The organism is Streptomyces sp. DF42 (assembly GCF_058267695.1).
The window spans coordinates 4835139-4853006 of record NZ_CM177859.1 but is presented as its reverse complement, the minus strand read 5'-3'; the positions used below and the strand labels follow the sequence as shown (position 1 = coordinate 4853006).

The following is a 17868-nucleotide window of genomic DNA, read 5'->3' as shown; positions in this document are numbered from 1 at the left end:
CTTCCTCCTTGGTTCATGGGCGCATCAGCGGACGGGCCCCTCTCGATTCGCCCCAAGGGAGCGCGGCGGTCGGCTGCCCGGCCGGACGGAAGGGACTGGACTGCCACGCGCGCAGGGCCCGTCGTACGGCGGCGTCGCGCAGGGTCTGGTCGTCGGTGTAGTCACTGACCTCCCGTGCGAACGACCGACCCAACGGACTCATCTGGTATCGCAGTTCGCCACCGCGCCTGTCCGCTCGCACCAGCCCGGCCCGGACCAGTTCGGCCAGCGCGGCTTTTGCCTGCGCGACCGGGATGTCCAGGGCCGCCGAGGCCACGGTGTCATGGAAGGAGTGCGCGTCGAGCCACCCCAGCAGCCGAAAGGCACGACGCGCGGAGTCGCGCAGGCGATCGTAGGCTCCGTGCAGGTGTCCTCGTACGCCGACGGACCGCGAGGCCAGTAAGTCGAGCCGCCGCCGGGGGTCCTGCAGCCGCGTGCTGACCTCCTCCCACGTCAGGTCCGGTTCGTCGGCCATCCGTTCGGCCAGCGCGTGTACGGCCGCGGGCAAGCCCTCCAGGACGACGTCGAGCGCCCGTGCCGTGGACCGGGACAGGCCGGCCGGCGGCAGCACGCGAGCCTGCGCCAGCACGGCGAGGGCACGGCCGGGCGTATAGGGAGGCAGTTCAACGACCTCCAGCGACCCGGTGGGCAGAGGGAGGGTCGTGCAGACCACCAGCCCGCTCCCCGACGGCACCGGTAACAGCCACGCGTATTGCTCCGTGTGGGTCACGTCGTCCAGCACAAGCAGCGTCGCCGAGCGCGTCCACACATCCCTGAACACATCAGGATCGGCGCCGCGAGTCCCGGCACCCCAGACCCCCGACACCTGCTCGGCTAGTGCCCGCGCCTGGTCGGGGCCCCCGGCCCCGGGCCGGACCGGCACGACCACGGGCGGCGGCCCGGCGGCGTCGGTCCGGCGGACCTCGTCCATCACGGCACGCGCGGTCCGGCTCTTGCCGGATCCGGGTGGTCCGACGACGGCGACAGCCGCCCCCTCGGCGCGCCGGCGTGCGAGCAAGTCGGTGATCCGGGCCTGGGGAGCGCCTGGGCCGTCGGAGGCCTCGGCGGCAGACCGCGGTGCGGGAGGCGAAGCCAGGGCGTTCTTCTGGGCCCGGCGCAGCGCCGGGCCCGGTTCGATGCCGAGATCGTCCAGGAGTAAGCGCCGGGCCCGCCCGTAGCACTCCAGCGCCTCCGCCCGGCGTCCCGAGGCGGTCAGGGCATCGACGAGCAACGCCCACAGCGACTCCTGGTGGGGATGGCTGACCGAGGCCTCCCTCAGTGGCCCTACCGCCGCGGCCGGATCGACCCGTATCTGTTCGCGTGCCCAGTGCTCCAGAGTCAGCAGGCGCAGATCGCGCAGCACATTGGCGTGCGTCTGGTGGAGCGGCTCGGCAGGGGTGTCCTGAAGGGGTTCACCGCGAAAAAGCTCGCGCGCCAACACGAACCGCCGCAGGCGCTCGCCCGGTTCGTCCGAGCGACAGCCGGCCTCAAGGTGCTCCCGGGCGAGCCGGACGTCCACCTCGAAGCGGTCGGCGTTCAGTACGTATCCGCCGGCCTGCGTCAGAATCGAGTCGGCGCCGAGCAGGCGCCGCAACCGCGCGATGTAGCCATGCAGCGTCTTGCGCCCGGATCTCGGCAGATCCCCGGGCCACAGAGTGTCGAGCAATGCGTCCGCGGTGACCCCCTGCCCGCCGGCCAAGGCGAGCGCGGCGAGCACGATGCGCTGGTGCGCCTGGGGCACCGGTACCAGATCGCCGTCCTCGTCTCTTACCCGGAAGACACCGAGCAGTTCGATCCGTGCGCGTGCCGCCAAACGGTTCCCTCTCCTCTCGGCACCCCTGAACGACCGCCTGGGCTCACCGATGGGACGGCTCCGCCGCCGGGAGAGGGCGGCGTATCAGGATGCCGTGCCCACCATCGGGAACCAGACCCAGTGCGACCCTCAGTCGGTCCGTCATCCTGGGCGTGACCATGGTGAGGGCCGTTTCGGGCGTGTGGTAGGCGACCTCTGTGATCTCGCCGTCGACGAAGTTGAAGTCCTGCGGGGAACGTGCGTCCAGCTCCACGAAGAAGGTCAGCATCAGGACCTCGGCGCCTTCCCAGTCTGACGCCCCGTAGTCCACCGATCGCAGCTGACCCACGCGGCAGTCGACGCCCAACTCCTCACGGATCTCCCGGCACAGGCCGCCGACCGGGTCCTCACCGGCCTCCAGAATTCCCCCGGGAAGGTCCCAGCGGTCCTTGTAACTGGGGTTCACCAGCAGGATGCGGCCCTCTCCGTCGAAGGAGATACCACCCACCGAAACCTTTTTGCGGTTCGTCACCCTCACGCTCCCCATGTCGGCCTCATCCGGTGGTGTGCCAGTCGGTCGGCGCCCCCACATCGACGCAAGGTTCCCGTGCGACACCTGCGGCCCGTGACGCCCGACCAGTATCATGCGTCGATCAGCCATCGGCAAGATCATGCTTGCGGTCAAGTCACGTCCCCGTACGGCTCGTTGGGCCAGCATGGGTGATCCGCGCGCCGACCGGGAGCGGGGGAGGCCAATGGGCGGGTACGGGGGTGTCCGGAACTTACTGCGGCCGGGGGCCGGCGGGACATTGGTCGCGCCGGTGGCGGCGGACTCGGTCGGCCAGGGACTTCTGATCGCCGCCACGCCCTTTTGCCGCAGGGCTCGGCGCGCCGTATGCGGTGGCCTGGGCCGAGCGGACCCCGCCGCGGCACACCGCTCCCGCGCTTACGCCCGGGAAGGAGCCGATCGGCTGAGGAGCGCTCAGCAAGCAGCCGACGGCTGTCCGTCGAGGAGGGTCTCCCAGCCCTGGCGCCTCGCCACCGCACGCACCGTCGGCGTGACGACCCGCTCGTCGACCGTACGGAACTCGCCCAACATCCGCTCCTGCCGTTCCCCGACGAGGCGCGTCTCTTCTTCGGACCAGTCGGGCGCGATCACCAGCGCCCATCGGGCGTGCAACCGGCCACCCCTGATGATCTTCGCGTCAAAGGAGTCAGGACCGAGGTCGATCCGCTCGTAACCGTGTTCCGCCGCCCACCGGATCGCCGCATAGTACGTGAGGTTGAAGTAGATCGACGCCCTGCGGCCGTACTCCTCGGCCACACCGTGCCCCCGCGCGAACATGGTGGTGCCGCTGAGGAAGAACTGGGTGAAGCCGACCATCTGCCCCTTGCGGAAGGCGGCCATGACCACGCAGTCCTTCAACCGCTCCGCCTGGTCGCGGAGTTTCTCGATCTCCGCCTGAAGCGTCATGTCGTGGCCGTAACGCAGCGACACCTGGTGGGCCAGAGCGCCCATCTCCTCAAGACGGGCGCCCATGGGCAGGATCCGCAGTTCGCACCCCTCGCTCTCGAATCGGCGCATCTCGTGCCGGAACTGCTTCCAACGGCTCTTGCCCACTACGTCCCGGTAGCCGTCGAGTCCGCCGGACGGCACAACGAGATCGACCGAGCCGTCCATGAGAACCACCTGGTCACCGGGGATGAGGTCATCCAGTACCAGGGCCAGACTGGCGTCGGTGACGTACAGCATGGCGCCCGGCTCGCCCCGGTCCGCGCACCGCCGGCGGAAGGCATCCAGCAGGGTGCGTGCGGCGCGGGCACGCCGAGCCGGGTCCGTCAGTGCACCGGTGAGGAACTCGCTGGTGTATCCCAGCCGGGTACCGGCCACGCACACGGACGGACGGTCGCCGTCGACCCCGGCGTCCGAGTCCTCTGCCCGGTGCAGCCCCAGGACCGCATCGGGGTCGTAGTAGAACGGACGGGTGCCTTCGAAGGTGTAGGTGGGGAGCGCCGAGACGGGACGATCGCCCTCGAACAACACCAGATGTCCAGGCGTGCCGTCCTGCATGAGGTCGGCGTGGTGGATCCAGTCCGGACCGGAGTAGAGCGAGTGTCCCGCGGACAGCGTCGCCCAGTGTGCCGCACCGGCCAACAAAGCGGGCCCTACCTCCTTGACCTGCCACGGCTCCGCATCAGCCGGCTCACGGGTCATGATCCCTCCTCGGTCACTGGATCGATGCTCGCTGGATCGGCGAACCGGACCGTGGTCGCACCCGCGGCACGGCCGAAGTGCAGGAAAGCAGTCCTTGCCGCGATGACGCCGCGACGCTCGTACCCACTTACGATGTCCGTCACGCACACGGCGAAGTCGCCTTCGCTCCCGGCTGCCTCGTCGGCCAGTGTCTGGACCAGGCTCGACTCGGCGTTCACGGCCCATTCATCGCCGAGCCGGACGACCAGCTCGCGCCCCGTTCTCCGCGCGAACTCCCGCACGCCTTCGGGGAGTACGGCGCGCTCGGCGGTCATCGGCACCAGGGCGGTCAAGCACGCGGTGCCGTCGGGCGCCAGCCACTCCGACAGCCGACGCAGGATGGCCCGGCCCACAGCGAAGCCGTCGGGACCATTGGCCGCCCCCGGTAGGAAGGGCAGGTTGGCGATCACCTGGTCGTAGACGGCGCCCTCCGGCAGGGGCGCGTACAGGTCGCCGGACCACAGACTCACCCGGTCATCACATCCGTTCAGGATGACGTTGGCCTCGGCGACCGCGACCGCCGCCTTGTTGATCTCCACCGCGTGCGCCGTAGCCCCCCGGAGGGCGGCCGCAAGCGCCTGCAGGCCCGTACCGGAGCAGAGATCCAGGACCAACGAGCCGGACCGGACGTCGAGTTGTCTGGCGAGCTCGACCGAGTCCGCACCGAAATACAGATCGGTCTCGAACGGAGACGGCGGCGCGGCGAAGAGCCACACACCCTGGGGCCGCATGAGGACCGTGCCGACCAATTGGGCTGTTTCACCTGAGCGGTCGAGAATGCCGGCCGTTTGGAGGACCGGGAAGAAATCCCGCAGCGACTGCGGCAACGCAGCCGTCCTGACGGGGCGTCCGAGCAAGAGGAACTCGTACAGGGGACGCGCAGTCGCAGGAAGGGAGTCCAGCGCCGCCGCCCGGTCGGCAGGCCGAGGGCGGTCAGCGGGAAACCGGGCCAGGAACTCGGAGATGCCGAACGCTTCCAGGTCTGGGACCAGCTGAACTGGTGAGGTTGCTTCAATATGAACCCGCGAAGACAACCTGCCGCGCATACACCACCTGTTCCCTACGGCCTTCAACGATCGTTGCAGTCTTCATGCACAGACGTGGCCTTGTCGAGGATCTCTCCAGTGAACGCCCCTATTTTCCCCGTAAGTTGATGGTAGACGCCGCGTTTCTGCCACACCCTGAGGACACAAATGACAACGCTCACAGTGGTCATCGACGCCGATCCGGGAACCGACGACGCCATCGGCATCCTGGTGGCCCTGGGGAGCCCAGGCCTGCGCCTGCGTGCTGTCACCACGGTTGGCGGCAACGCCTCCGTGGACGTCACCACCGACAACGCGCTGCGCCTGCTGTCGGCCGTGGAGAGCCCGGTGCCCGTGTTCGCCGGCTCCGCATCCCCCATCGGATCACGCGAGCGCTTCGGCCACGGGTCCCTCGCCCGCCCCCACCGCCCCGGCCGCGACCGCATGGGGTTCGGCCTGCCCGCAACGGATCTCCGGGCCGAGGACATGCCAGCAGTGGAGTTCCTCGTGCAGACCTTCACCGGGGAAGAGGCCCGCGACACGGTACTGGTGGCCACCGGTCCCCTCACCAACGTCGCATCGGCACTCCTGCGCGCCCCCGAGATGGCACGTTCGCTGCGCCGACTGGTCGTCATGGGAGGGTCCCGGGACGGGGGAAACGTCACCCCGTCCGCCGATTTCAATTTCTGGGCCGACCCGGAAGCCGCGCGCATCGTCCTGAAAGCGGGAATCCCGAGCGTCGTCCTCTTCCCCCTGGATGCCACCCGCCGGGCACCGCTCACGGAGGCCGACTGCGCGGCCATCGAGCACACCGGGGAGGCCGGTGCCCTGGCCGCCAACATCATCCGCAGCCGTATGCCTGCTGCTCTTTCCGACGCTTGCGACGCACCGCCGAGGACCGTGACCGTCCACGACGCCCTGTGCACCGCCCACTTGGTCGCACCGGTGGTTCAGGCGTCCGAGCGATGCGCAGTGGACGTCGACACGACCAACAGCAGCCGACGCGGCACGACGGACATCACCCGGGTCGGCGTCACCCCGTCCGCGGGAACATCCTCCCCGGGCATCGAGGTCGTACGGCACGCACGGTCGGAGGTGCTGGCCCGCACGATCACCGAGGCGACGCGACGGCTGTCGTCCCGTGGGGCTCAGGTGCTGTGAGCCACCCCTCGCGGGGCCAGGGCCGGGCCGCCCACTCAGGCCCAGGAGTGCCGATCGGCCCAGTTCGCGCAGGCCAGCACCGGCACCCCGGTAGCGTCCTCCAGCCGCTTGCGCGCCTGGCTCTCGCAGTCGTTGGCGCCGTCGAAGATGGTGATGACGCTCTCGACCATGATGTCCCTGGCCTGCAGGTGCTTGATGACCGTGGCGACCGAACGGCCCGAATGCATGGAGTTGTCAAGCACGACCACGGACTCGCCGGGACCCGCCTGAAGGTCCGGCGAGTCGAAGTCGAAGGCCCGCTTCACCACGGTGACGGAACGCAGCCGACCCGCGGGCGCCGTGGCCGCCGCCGCTATCCCCATGCCCACTCCGCCGGTCGCCACCACCACCAGGTGGACGGGGCGGTTGGCCGGTATCCGAGCCCACATCCCCTGCCCCAACCGCTTGATGACGGATGTGTCGAGCGTCAACGGCATGAACCAGTCACGTTCGCCACCATGGCCGGTCGGAGATTGACAGAACTCGCACGGGTTCGCGTCGGATGTCGCCAACAGTCCACTCCTCTAGGGCACTTGATCGAAAGCCCCACAGTAGCCGAGACTCCCAGAGCGGCCTTCTCGGATCTCGGACCCCTCGGCGCGTTCTCCAGGTGAACTACCGCTGACGCTCCGTAGGATGTCGCCCGTCCAACAGGAGTTGAGCAGATGAGCCCACCGGCGCATCATCCAGCCATAACAACACTGACCCGGAACCCGCTGAAGTCCTCCCTCTACAGCCAGGAGCCGTACTTCCGGGAATCCTTATGCGACCTCGACCACCTGCTGGGCAACAGCACTCTGACGACTGTGCTGCGGCACGGGCTGGTAGTGGTGAAGCCGGACGGCCACGCTCTGGGTACGACGAGCAGCGTCCTCGACTTCTACGCACGGCACGGTTTCAAACCCGTCGACGCCCGTCCGGTCACCTTCACCCGGAGCGTCTGGCGATCGCTGTGGGTGTACCAGATGACCCAGGCTTCGGTCGACCGTCTACTGGTCAACGACCTCGTCATCGACGGGGAAGGGATCGCGTTGGTGCTCCGCGACACCACGGACGCCTCTTTGCCGGCCGCCGTGCGATTGAGCGAGCTCAAGGGGCCGGCGCGGATGGAAAAACAGAGCGAGGACTGCCTGCGTCGGGCTGTGGGCCAGCCGAACCGGATCTTCAGTCTCGTTCACTCGGCCGACGAGCCGGCGGATCTGGTCCGCGAGTTGGGGATTCTGTTCGGTCAGGGCGAGCGACGCGCGATCGCCACCGCGATGGGCTCAGGCAGGCTCTCCGAGAACGGGGCCCGGCTGCTGGAGGCGGTGCGGCGCTCCGACGAGCGACCGCGCAGGACATTCGACCAGGACGCGTCACGCAAGCAGGTCGTCGCCGCGATCAGCCGGCGATTGGCCGAAAGCGAGCTCTCCACCGCATCTCGGGAGGCGCTTGTAAGTGCCATCGACGACCTGGAGTCGGGTCGCGTGCTGCGGGTGTCGGCGTTCTTCGCAGCTCTTCTGGATGCCGCTGTCGCAGCAGATTCCTGGGACTTGGCGGTCGCTGTGAGCGATGTCATTGAGGACGACGTTCCCGGGGCTTCAAAGGTTATTGACAACTTCGGCGCCGCCGCCTGGGACCAGGCCTGAGAAGCCGGGTGAAACCACTTTTGATCTCGAAAACGCTTGCAGAGCAGATGCCCCACCCGGTTCACTTCCCTTCCGGCGATTGTCAGCGATAAAATCGCACAACTCTGCATCTAGACAGGCGACTTGGGGGCTGATTTTATGTCAGGAACACCTAGCCGAGGGCAGAGCGGGAAAGCGGTGGCAGCGGCTGTCGCGACCGCGATGATTCCACCCGGTACACGCCTGGCCCTGGGCACGGGTTCCACCGTCGAAGCAGCACTTCCAGCGCTCGCCGAAATTCCTGGTCTCGTGGCGACGCCGACCTCGGAAGTCATCGCCGACCGGGCCAGGGACGCGGGTATCGAACTCGTCCCCGTCCAGGGCTCGTACGACTTCTACCTCGATGGGGCCGACCAGGTGGCGCCGACTGGTGATGTCGTCAAGGGCTCCTGGGGCGCCCACGTCCGGGAGAAGACGCTGGCGGAACTATCCGCTCGACGCATTCTGATCTGTGACGATTCCAAGCTGGTGGACAAGCTCGTCGGACCGGTACCCATCGCCGTCGTGCCGTACTTCGGCGGGCTGTACGCCCCCGATTCAGCGAGCGTCAAGACGGACGACAACGGACTGACGATCGTTGCGATGAGTCCCGGTGAGGTGATCGACGCGCCGGGAGCATGGAACGAGGAAATCTGCCGTAAGCCAGGCGTAGTCATGACCGGAATTTTTCCGGTCGGATTCGTCGAACAAATCATCGTCGGGTGCAAGGACGGCTCTCACCGCGTTATCATGACCAAATCCAACGGGGCGTGATGGTTCACATACAGTACGCGATTGACGTCGTCACCAGGGAACAGGCCCTTTCATCTGCCGCCTTGGCGACGAAATCTGGAATTCGTTCCCTCGAAGCCGGGCACGTGCTCGTGAAGGCAGTCGGCATCGGAATCGTCACCGAGTTACGGGAAAGATATCCCGACGCCGAGATCATCGCCGACATGAAGACCATGGACATGGGCCGCGAAGAAGTCGCGGTGGCCGCCGAAGCCGGTGCGGACCTCGTCATCGTCTGCGGGGCGGCCAGCGACGGAGTCCTGCTCTCGGCGCAGAAGGAAGCCCGCTCACGCGGTGTCGACCTCCTCGTCAGCCTCATGGGCGTGAAAAACCGACTCTCACGGGCCCGCGCCGTCAACGATCTCGGGCTGCACCGGATCATCGCGCATCGCGGCATCGACGACGACTTTCTGTGGACCGACCAGGAACCCCGGGAACAGCTCTCTCAACTTGCCGCGCTGCCAGGCATCAGCCTGACCCTCGCCGGCGGCATCAACGCCCGTACCCTGCGGGAGTTCCAGGACGTGCCCGTCGAGCGCCTGATCGTCGGCCGCGGCATCACCGAGGCGCCCGATCCACGTTCCGAGATCCGAGACCTCCTCGATGTGGTCCCGCAGCAGCCCTCCCCCGCCGGAACGGGAGTCGGCGAATGACCACTGCGGACGACCACTCCCTCTTCGTGGTGCCCGGCACGGGGGACGAGGGTCAGACCTTCGCGGCGGCGCTGAGCACCCGGCTCGGCTTGCCTGTCACCGGCCACGGACGGACCGTTTTCGCGTCGGGCGAGATGATCGTGCAGTTGCCGGAGAAGGTCGCGCAGACGGCGGTCGTCGTACTCGCCCCCTCCTCCCGCCCCTCCGACGCGGTCCTGGAACTGGTGCTGCTGGCTGATGCGCTGCAACGGCACGGTGTGCGCTCGCTCACCTGCGTACTGCAGTACGTCCCCTACAGCCGCAGCAACCGGCTCAACCGCCCGGGGCTGCCGCTCGGTTCCAAGGTTGTCATCTCCCTGCTGGAGAACTCTCCGATCGACAGGTTCATCGTCTTCGACCTGCATGCGCGAGAAACTCTCGGCTACTTCTCCAAGCCGGTGACCTGGATGCCGACACTGCGGCTGATGAGCGACGCGATTCCGGTCCACGCGCCGGAAGTCGTCGTCAGCCCCGACCGCGGCCGGTACGACGACTGCATGGAGTTGTCCGCGATGCGTTCCTGCACACTGGACATGCTCATCAAGGTGCGGCGCGACGACAGCGGCTCCAGCGAACTGGTAGCTGGTGCCCGCACAGACCTCGCGGGGCGGTCGGTCCTGCTGTTCGACGACGAGATCTGGTCGGGCATAACCGCGGCGCATGCGGTGGAATCGCTCTTCGCCGCAGGCGCCGCACGCATCGACTACCTGACGGTGTACGACTTCACCACACCCGGCGTCCGCAAGAACATGCTGGAGAACCTGGGCGTCACCAGCTTCACCACCACCAATCTGGCTCAGCACGGCACGGACGAGTTCGATGGCCGCTACCGCGTGCTCGACGCGGCGGATCTGGTGGTCGACGCCTGGCCACGCATCGTCGGCGGCGCGGCGGGCCGCTGAGCCCTCCCATCCGGCCGCGGGTCGAGGGATTCCGCAGCCGGATGGGAGGACCGTTGCCGCTTCACTGCACGGGATTGACCCAGATCTCGTGCACGGTCAACCGCCCCTCCTCGGGAACCTTGCACTTGACGTAACTGGCCTGGAAGATCTTGAAGGCGCGCGGATGGCTCTCGTCGATGCCCAGCGCGGCGTAAAGCAGCGCCTTCAGCGTCCCGGCGTGCGAGACCAGGCCGACGGACTCACCCGCCGACACCGATGCGGCAGCCGTGTGCCAGGCTCGGGTCATGCGCTCCTGGACCTCCCGGATCGGCTCCACGCCCTCGAGCCCCGGAGGGAAGTAGCCAGTGGGGTCCTGGTTGTCGAGCCCGAGTTCGGAGCGCGCGCGAAGGAGAGTCGGCCGGTCCATGCCGTCGAACGGGCCGAAGTCCCGCTCGATCAGATCCTCGTCCACGGCCGGCGCCGCACAGCCGATGGTGTCGGCGAGTATGCCCACCGTCTGTACGGCCCGGCGCAGTGGCGAAGTCCGCAGCATGCGCACACCCTGGCCCTTGAGTCGCTCCCCGAGGCAGACCGCCTGCCGCAGCCCGATGTCGTTGAGTTCGTGGGCTCCCCGTCGGCCGATCAGCAGATTCTGCTGGTTGGCGTGTGACCGGGCGTGACGTATGAAATAGACGAATTTCATGGTCAGTTCTCCGGTCCCAGTCGCTCGATGACGGAGCTCAACTGACGCTCGTCGAGCTCGTACACAGTTGTGCCCGCCTGTGGGTCGCGCGCGTGGAGGGTGTGGAACAGCGGCGAGGCGGGGGTTCCCAGTTGGACCAGCGTGGCCGAGGCACCCCGGACGGCACGCTCGGTACCGACGGGGGCAGTGAGGTCGATGCGGCTGACGATCCCCGGAGTGACCCACACCGCCGTCGACTCCAGGTATCCGAAGATCTGCAAGTGGAAATGCCCGCAGAGGATGAGCTGGACGTCGCTGCCCCGCACGGCGTCCGCCAGCGCCTCCGGGTTGCGCAGCCCGAGGGCATGCTGCACCTCCACATCGAGCGTGATCGGCGGATGGTGGAAGACCAGAACAGTGCCGCGAGGTGCGGGAGTCTTCAGTACTTCGCGCAGCCAGGTCAGTTGTGCGTCGCTGATCCAGCCATAGCCCTTGCCGGGAACCAGTGAGTCCAGCGTGACGAAGCGGTATCCGTCGACCAGACTCAGCGCGGCTCGCTCACCCATCGCCGTGTCGACTGCGGCATCGGCACGGTCATTCCCCAGGGAATCCAAGTGCCCGCTGCCGAGGACTTTCGCAAAGGCGCCCCGCTCGTCGTGATTTCCGGTGCTGTAGAGCACGGGAACATTCCGGGCCGACGCATAGGCCCCGATGAGATCACGGGCGCTGGTGTAGGCCTCCTGCGATCCGTCGTCGGCGATGTCACCGCTGACCACCACAACGTCGATGTGCGGTGCCGTGGCCAGATCAGCCATCATGCGGCGCAGTGACTGGGTGGCATTTACGCCGTGTTTGTTGGGGCCGTCGAAGCGATCGAGATGAGTATCCGAAAGATGCAGAATCCGCATACCCAGACGTTACCGGAAATCACGCCGGCGAACCACGCCCCGTTCCCTTCAAGGGAATTCAGTTCCGCCGCATCAAGGCTGGCCCGGCCCGAATTCAACTCACGCCTGTGGGCGACACGAAAATTCCCGCCGCCCACCTGGCGGGGTCAGGGCGCCGTGGGAGCGAGGGCCGGCTCGGCGACCCGCACCAACAGCCCCATGAGAAGGGACTGATCGACCAGTTCGGTCACCGACTCCAGCTCGCAGCCGACCCGGACACAGACGGAACCGAGGTCGGTGGCGCCGTCAAGGCCCCGGAGCACCGACAGCCACGCGGCGTCGGTGTCGTGGTCGATGACGAACCGCAACTCGCCGCTGACCGCGACGAAGCTCTGCCCGTCGGCACCGTCCAGCAGCAGGACATCGTCGCCGAGCCTCAGCACCAGGGCGGAGTCGACCGTGGGCCGACCGAACACCAGCTCGCGCTGCTCCTCGCGGCTGCGCTCGCCGCTCACTTCGACGGGCAGCGCCGCCTCCGACGGCCGAGTGGGCGGGAGAGACAGCGTCATCTCGTCGAGCAGCCCGAGGTTGACCAGCCGCAGCAACAGCTCCAGATGCGTGTCGCTACTGCCCTCGATGATCTCGTTCAGACAGCTGCGCAGATGGTCGGCGTTCAGGAACTGCGCCGCGCGCGGTGAGGAGAGTGCCTGCTCCAGCAGTTCACCTGAGTCGGCATTGAGCATCTGGGCGAAGGTGAGATGGGTGTAACGCACCCCTTCACCCTCGTAGAACGCGATCTTGGGGCGCTGGGTGACGTCCAGCGGAAGCAGGTCCGTGAACGCCCTGCGGATGATCTGCTTGTCCCAGAACAGTTCCTGCCGGTACTTGCGCGGGACGGAAGCGAGCAGTTCGACGATGCGGTGGTCCAGGTAAGGCACCCGTGCCTCGACCGCGTTGCCCGAGGCCGTACGGTCCTCGACCCAGAAGTTGTACTGCTGCCAGTCTCGTACTTTCCACTGCACGAAGTCGTCGTAGACGTCGCCCAGGGAGCCCGGAAACGCCAGCCGCACCGCCTCGTCGCTGACCAGCGGCCGGCCGCTCTGCCACCACACGTCCATGGCCGGCGCATTGGCGGCGAGCGCACGTCGACGGGACAGGTCGGTGAGGTTGCGGATGAAGTCGTGCCAGTCGCCGCCGCCGGCGAGCATACGGGAGTAGCCGCCGCTCAGTTCGTCGGCGCCGGACCCAAGCAGGACCGCCTTCATATCGGGACGGCTGGCCCGCACAAAGCGGTAGACCTCGCTCTTGAAGTGCTGCTCCGGACCGCACAGCGGCGACTCCATCAGCCACAGCAGACGGCGCCAGATGTCCGGAGACGGATGATCGCCGACCTCGAAGGCCAACTCGTGGTGGGTGAGTCCCAGCGCCTTGGCCGTGGCACGGGCGTAGTCGGCGTCGCTGTTGAGCAGCGTGCTCGCACTGAGAGCGCTGAAACTGTGCTCGATGGTGTCCCGCCCCAGCGCGGCGATGCCGGCCGAGTCGACGCCGCCGCTGAGCATGAGGCCGACCTCGGCGTCGGCCACGAGGCATTCCTGCACCGACTCCGCGAGCAAAGTCCGGAAGCGCTCGATGACTTCGCCGGACGTCACATCGTCGTGCGAGACGGGTCCGGGCATGGACCAATACCGCTTGGTGCGGGTACTGCCGTCCCGCAGGCCATAGGAGACGACGGTGCCCGGCTCGATCTGCTCGATGCCGACGAACCAGTCACGCGGCGGACCGCCCGGAATGATCGGTGCCGCGTTCAGCCCCTGGTCGGCCAGGGCCCCTGCCCAGTCCAGCTCTCTGGGGCACAGCGGATGCTGGAAGAGCGCTTTGACCTCAGAGCCGAAGATCAGGGTGTCGCCCGAACGGTGGACAAAGAGCGGCTTGAGGCCGATACGGTCACGTGCGAGCACGATGCGCTGCTCGCGCAGGTCGATGACAGCGATGCCGAACATTCCTCGCACACGGTCGAGAAACTCCAGACCGTCCCGTTCGTAGAGGTGCAACAGCACCTCGCAGTCGGAACGGCTACGGAAGAGACCCTCACCCAACTCACGCCGCAATTCACGGTGATTGTAAATCTCACCGTTGGCAGACAAGGCCACCAAGCCGTCGCGGGAGACAAACGGCTGCCTTCCGCCAGCAGGGTCGACCAGGGAAAGCCGGGTGAACGACATGGCCGCCTGGCCGAGTTCGATGAACTGCATGTCGTCCGGGCCACGCGGTCGAAGAGCTTGCGCCATCGCCTCCAGTACAGGACGTGTGGTCGCATCGAGATCAGAGCCGTTGAGGTGGGCAAAGCCCGCTATGCCGCACATGATCAAGCACCCTACATGCGAACTGCCGTCTGAAACAGGGTTGTTGGAGCAGTACGGAACCTGTCTGAAAAGGGCCTCTACGACGGCTCTGAAGGGCCTTGCGGACATACGCGAGAGGCGCCACACCGAAGTGCAGCGCCTCTCTTCAGCGCATCGTTCAGCGGACGACCGCGACGATGTCGGGCTGCGAAACCGGCTTTGCGGTCGGCTTGGTGTAGGCCTTCATGGGAAAACACCCCTTTCCGTTGGAGTCGGGTAACTCAGCGATCTGAGAATGACACGGGACGGTGGTCTGGCGGTGGTTCGGGGAAAGCCGCTGTTCCCAAGGGCTGTTGACGAATGCCCACGCAGTCCTCAACACTGAGTCGCCGATCGGCCGGGGAACGCCCTGGCGCCGTCTTCATCGACCGCAGGGGAGCATCCGTGGCCAGCGACGCCTTGCGCAAGGTGACCTTCTCGATCGCAAAACCGGCCGACCTCGACACCGATGCGGTGATGCGGGTCTACGAGACCTCGGGGCTCGCTGAGCGGCGACCACTCGCGGAGCCGGGACGTCTTCGGCACATGCTCGACGGGTCCAACCTCATCGCGGTCGCATACCACTCCGATGTGCTGATCGGCATCGCCCGCTCGCTCAGCGATTTCAGTTACGCCACCTATCTGTCGGACATCGCGGTCGACTCCGCCTACCAGCGGCAGGGAATCGGGCGGGAGCTCATCCGGCTGACCAGCGAGACGGCCCCGCAGGCGAAGATCATCCTGCTGTCCGCTCCTGCTGCGGTGGAGTACTACCCGCACATCGGGTTCACTCAGCACCAGTCCGCCTGGACCCTGCCTGCCCGACAGAACTGAGCTGTCAGCGGCCATCCCCCCGTTGCTCTGTGGCATCGCAGGGAACGGACCAGCCTCCTGGTCGATGTCGCCTTGCCTCCGGGGCGATCATCGCGAGGCTCAGCACGGGTCACTCCTGCCGGAGGCGGCCGACACAGCGTCCAACACCGGCTCCAAGGCGCAACGGCATCCGGCATGCTCCCGTTCACCACCTTGGCGCCGCCCGGGGAATGCCACCCCCTGCTGCAGTGCGCGGCAAGGCAGAGCACCCCTGCCTCAGGGCATCCCCGGGCCGGATCGTGCGGGCCGCAGGGGTGTGGGGCGAGCCGCGGTGTCGCCACCTGACCCTTCGAAGGGTGTCTTCGTCGGATCTGAGGGGGCACTGGACGCCGTGAGGGCGGTGCCGGGCGGCACGTGTCCTGCCAAGCCGGCGTCGTGAGCCAGGCGCAGCTCTGGGCGCGGTGCTGCCGAGGTCCTTCCTTCGCCCGGGACGCTGATGGGGACGAGTCCGAAGACGTAGTCGTTCAGGTCGTCAGGGTGGATTCCCATCTGGGCCGCGATATCCACGGCGGTCATTCCCTCGGCGCGCAAGGCGCCGAAGACCTTGGCCAGAAGCTGGCTGCTCTCCCGGACCGGCAGGGAGCCCGGTTCGCCGCTGCGGTATCCCGTCAACGTCCCGCCCAGTCCTGCTCTGGCAGCCCCTGCAGCACGGACGCGAACACCGGCAGCGCATCTACTTCCGCCTTCGCAACTCCGTCGAAGGCGTCAACGGCTTCGGCAAGGACCCGCTCTACGAACACTTCGAGTCCGGCGGCACCCGCCGCATCCGTGGCATCGCCGCCCAGACCTCCTGCTCGCCTTCCACCTCGGCCACGCCAACCGCCGGAAGCTCACCGCCTGGGCCGACGCCATCGCCCTCAATGGCGACCGTCCCCAACGCCGCAAGACGAGGCCCCTGGGCGACTGGACCCCGAAGGGCTATCTCACCAAACGGACAACCGAACCGAGACTGAACCGGATCAGTGAGGTAAGCCACACCCTGAAACCCAGCTGAAGATCCACAACCCCACAATGCGAAGCCCGGCGGCCCATCAGCCGCCGGGCGGTCACGCATGTAAGAACCATCACACCGCAGCCCACTTGCCCGGGCATGCAGAAACAGGCTGATCGTTTTCACAATCAGCCTGTTTCGTCAGTGCTACCGGGACACTTTCATCGGTGTCCCCTGGTGCGCGAGGGGGGAGTTGAACCCCCACGCCCTTGCGGGCACTGGAACCTGAATCCAGCGCGTCTGCCTATTCCGCCACCCGCGCATTTGGGTGTGTCCTCCGGCTCCGGACCCTTTGGGCTGGCGCCTTCCGACACGCAAAACATTAGCATGCTGGCCGGGGTGGGTTCACATCGCTTATGCCTGGGCAGCCGCTCACCAGCACGGACGTGACATCCGGCCGAGGCCGGCCGTCCGACGGGCGTCCGGCCGAGGTCCCCCACGGCCCCCTTCACGACTCGCCCCCGAACCGGACCCACCTCACGACTCGCCCCAGGACCCGCCCCATGCCCGACCGACCCGGGAAGCCCCTCGCTGCGTATCAACACGTGCCGGTTCACGTATCAACCTCGTACCGGTCCTGCCCGTCTCCCCAGGAGCCGGGCAGGGTCCACAGCCAGGTGCGGGACACTGGTCTGCGGCCACCTCTACGATCCTTGACAGAAGGAGTGCGCGGGAGGAGTTCGAAGGAGAGCTTCGGAGGGAACCTCCGGAGGGAACTTCGTCGAGCGTCGACACCCGTCGACGAGGCCGACAGGGGGAACCAGCCGATTCACCCGCGCGTGGATACGATCAGTAAGCAGTACCAGGTAACGCAGGGCCCGCCAGGCGGGACACAGGACGGCAGCGAGATCGGAGGAGGTGCCTCATGGGAGTCATGAAGAAGTTCGAGCAGCGTCTCGAAGGTCTGGTCAACGGCACCTTCGCCAAGGTGTTCAAGTCCGAGGTCCAGCCCGTGGAGATCGCCGGAGCGCTCCAGCGCGAGTGCGACAACAACGCGACCATCTGGAACCGCGACCGGACCGTCGTACCCAACGACTTCATCGTGGAGCTGAGCACGCCGGACTTCGAGCGGCTCAGCCCCTACTCCGGCCAGCTCGGCGACGAGCTCGCCGGCATGGTGCGCGACTACGCCAAGCAGCAGCGCTACACGTTCATGGGGCCCATCAAGGTCCACCTGGAGAAGGCGGACGACCTCGACACCGGCCTGTACCGGGTTCGCAGCCGTACGCTCGCCTCCTCCTCCTCCAGCCAGCAGGCTGCCGGACCGGCAGCTCCGGGGGCTCCCGGAGCGGGTCGCCCCGGCGGGGGTTACGGCTACCCGCCGGCCGCCGCCCCGGCGGGCGCCCCGCCCATGCCGACCGCGCCTCCGCCCGGCGGGCGCCCCGGTGCCGCGCCGTTCGGCCAGCGGCCCGCGGCGGCTCCCGCCCCGGCGGCCGGCGGCCGTACGCGCCACTGGGTCGAGATCAACGGCGCCCGCCATCAGATCTCCCGCTCGACGCTGGTGCTGGGCCGCAGCACCGAAGCAGACGTGCGGATCGACGACCCCGGCGTCTCGCGTCGGCACTGTGAGATCCGGACCGGAACGCCCTCGACGATCCAGGATCTCGGGTCCACCAACGGCATCGTGGTGGACGGGCAGCACACCACCCGCGCTACGCTCCGCGACGGCTCGCGGATCGTCGTGGGCAGTACCACCATCATTTACCGGCAAGCCGAAGGGTGAAGCGGGGGCA

General features: G+C 67.5%; 16 protein-coding genes and 1 tRNA gene. 7 read left to right on the top strand and 10 right to left on the bottom strand.

From position 1 onward, the window contains the following. Window positions 1-13: 13 nt before the first annotated feature. The 4 genes from ACYUED_RS22170 to ACYUED_RS22155 form a co-directional block, all read right to left on the bottom strand. On the bottom strand, window positions 14-1852 hold the full coding sequence (locus tag ACYUED_RS22170) for an AfsR/SARP family transcriptional regulator (RefSeq protein WP_491293991.1): 1839 nt from the start codon (window positions 1850-1852) through the stop codon (window positions 14-16). Window positions 1853-1895: 43 nt separating this feature from the next. Beyond that, window positions 1896-2363 (bottom strand): NUDIX domain-containing protein, encoded by a 468-nt coding sequence (locus ACYUED_RS22165; RefSeq protein ID WP_491293990.1) that lies wholly within the window; start codon window positions 2361-2363, stop codon window positions 1896-1898. A 450-nt stretch (window positions 2364-2813) separates the two neighbouring features. Then, window positions 2814-4046, bottom strand: coding sequence for a GNAT family N-acetyltransferase (locus ACYUED_RS22160; protein WP_491293989.1), 1233 nt, complete (start codon window positions 4044-4046; stop codon window positions 2814-2816). Beyond that, entirely contained in the window at window positions 4043-4816 is a 774-nt protein-coding gene (locus tag ACYUED_RS22155; protein ID WP_491293988.1) for a methyltransferase, read from the bottom strand. Before ACYUED_RS22155 ends, ACYUED_RS22160 begins: the two co-directional genes overlap by 4 nt. A 462-nt stretch (window positions 4817-5278) precedes the next feature. Between ACYUED_RS22155 and ACYUED_RS22150 the strand changes: the two genes are divergently transcribed. Next, window positions 5279-6271 (top strand): nucleoside hydrolase, encoded by a 993-nt coding sequence (locus tag ACYUED_RS22150; RefSeq protein WP_491293987.1) that lies wholly within the window; start codon window positions 5279-5281, stop codon window positions 6269-6271. A gap of 35 nt (window positions 6272-6306) precedes the next feature. Here ACYUED_RS22150 and ACYUED_RS22145 read toward each other — a convergent pair whose 3' ends face one another. Continuing rightward, window positions 6307-6747 (bottom strand): hypothetical protein, encoded by a 441-nt coding sequence (locus tag ACYUED_RS22145; RefSeq protein ID WP_491293986.1) that lies wholly within the window; start codon window positions 6745-6747, stop codon window positions 6307-6309. Between the two features lie 228 nt (window positions 6748-6975). Between ACYUED_RS22145 and ACYUED_RS22140 the strand changes: the two genes are divergently transcribed. The 4 genes from ACYUED_RS22140 to prs all read left to right on the top strand — a co-directional run bounded on the left by ACYUED_RS22140 (window position 6976) and on the right by prs (window position 10342). Then, on the top strand, window positions 6976-7938 hold the full coding sequence (locus tag ACYUED_RS22140) for a nucleoside-diphosphate kinase (RefSeq protein ID WP_491293985.1): 963 nt from the start codon (window positions 6976-6978) through the stop codon (window positions 7936-7938). A gap of 177 nt (window positions 7939-8115) precedes the next feature. After that, on the top strand, window positions 8116-8730 hold the full coding sequence (locus ACYUED_RS22135) for a ribose-5-phosphate isomerase A (protein WP_491293984.1): 615 nt from the start codon (window positions 8116-8118) through the stop codon (window positions 8728-8730). Continuing rightward, window positions 8679-9401 (top strand): orotidine 5'-phosphate decarboxylase / HUMPS family protein, encoded by a 723-nt coding sequence (locus tag ACYUED_RS22130; RefSeq protein WP_491293983.1) that lies wholly within the window; start codon window positions 8679-8681, stop codon window positions 9399-9401. The genes ACYUED_RS22135 and ACYUED_RS22130 overlap by 52 nt, the downstream gene beginning before the upstream one ends. Further along, the gene (gene prs / locus ACYUED_RS22125) at window positions 9398-10342 is read left to right on the top strand and encodes a ribose-phosphate diphosphokinase (protein WP_491293982.1); all 945 of its coding nucleotides are present in this window, start codon (window positions 9398-9400) and stop codon (window positions 10340-10342) included. Before ACYUED_RS22130 ends, prs begins: the two co-directional genes overlap by 4 nt. A 61-nt stretch (window positions 10343-10403) precedes the next feature. Here prs and ACYUED_RS22120 read toward each other — a convergent pair whose 3' ends face one another. The 3 genes from ACYUED_RS22120 to asnB form a co-directional block, all read right to left on the bottom strand. After that, on the bottom strand, window positions 10404-11024 hold the full coding sequence (locus ACYUED_RS22120) for a histidine phosphatase family protein (RefSeq protein WP_491293981.1): 621 nt from the start codon (window positions 11022-11024) through the stop codon (window positions 10404-10406). Between the two features lie 2 nt (window positions 11025-11026). Then, on the bottom strand, window positions 11027-11911 hold the full coding sequence (locus tag ACYUED_RS22115; protein ID WP_491293980.1) for a metallophosphoesterase family protein: 885 nt from the start codon (window positions 11909-11911) through the stop codon (window positions 11027-11029). 146 nt (window positions 11912-12057) lie between these two features. Then, complete coding sequence (asnB, locus tag ACYUED_RS22110; protein WP_491293979.1) at window positions 12058-14253, bottom strand: asparagine synthase (glutamine-hydrolyzing); 2196 nt, start codon at window positions 14251-14253, stop codon at window positions 12058-12060. 423 nt (window positions 14254-14676) lie between these two features. Here asnB and ACYUED_RS22105 point away from each other — a divergent pair, with 423 nt between their 5' ends. Continuing rightward, entirely contained in the window at window positions 14677-15105 is a 429-nt protein-coding gene (locus tag ACYUED_RS22105) for a GNAT family N-acetyltransferase (RefSeq protein ID WP_491293978.1), read from the top strand. 255 nt (window positions 15106-15360) lie between these two features. Here ACYUED_RS22105 and ACYUED_RS22100 read toward each other — a convergent pair whose 3' ends face one another. Together ACYUED_RS22100 and ACYUED_RS22095 are read right to left on the bottom strand one after the other, a co-directional pair. Then, complete coding sequence (locus tag ACYUED_RS22100; protein WP_491293977.1) at window positions 15361-15756, bottom strand: hypothetical protein; 396 nt, start codon at window positions 15754-15756, stop codon at window positions 15361-15363. Between the two features lie 554 nt (window positions 15757-16310). Then, window positions 16311-16397, bottom strand: a tRNA-Leu gene (locus ACYUED_RS22095). A gap of 603 nt (window positions 16398-17000) precedes the next feature. Between ACYUED_RS22095 and ACYUED_RS22090 the strand changes: the two genes are divergently transcribed. Next, a complete protein-coding gene (locus ACYUED_RS22090) occupies window positions 17001-17858 on the top strand; it encodes an FHA domain-containing protein (protein WP_491293976.1) in 858 nt (285 codons plus the stop codon). Window positions 17859-17868 lie beyond the last annotated feature (10 nt).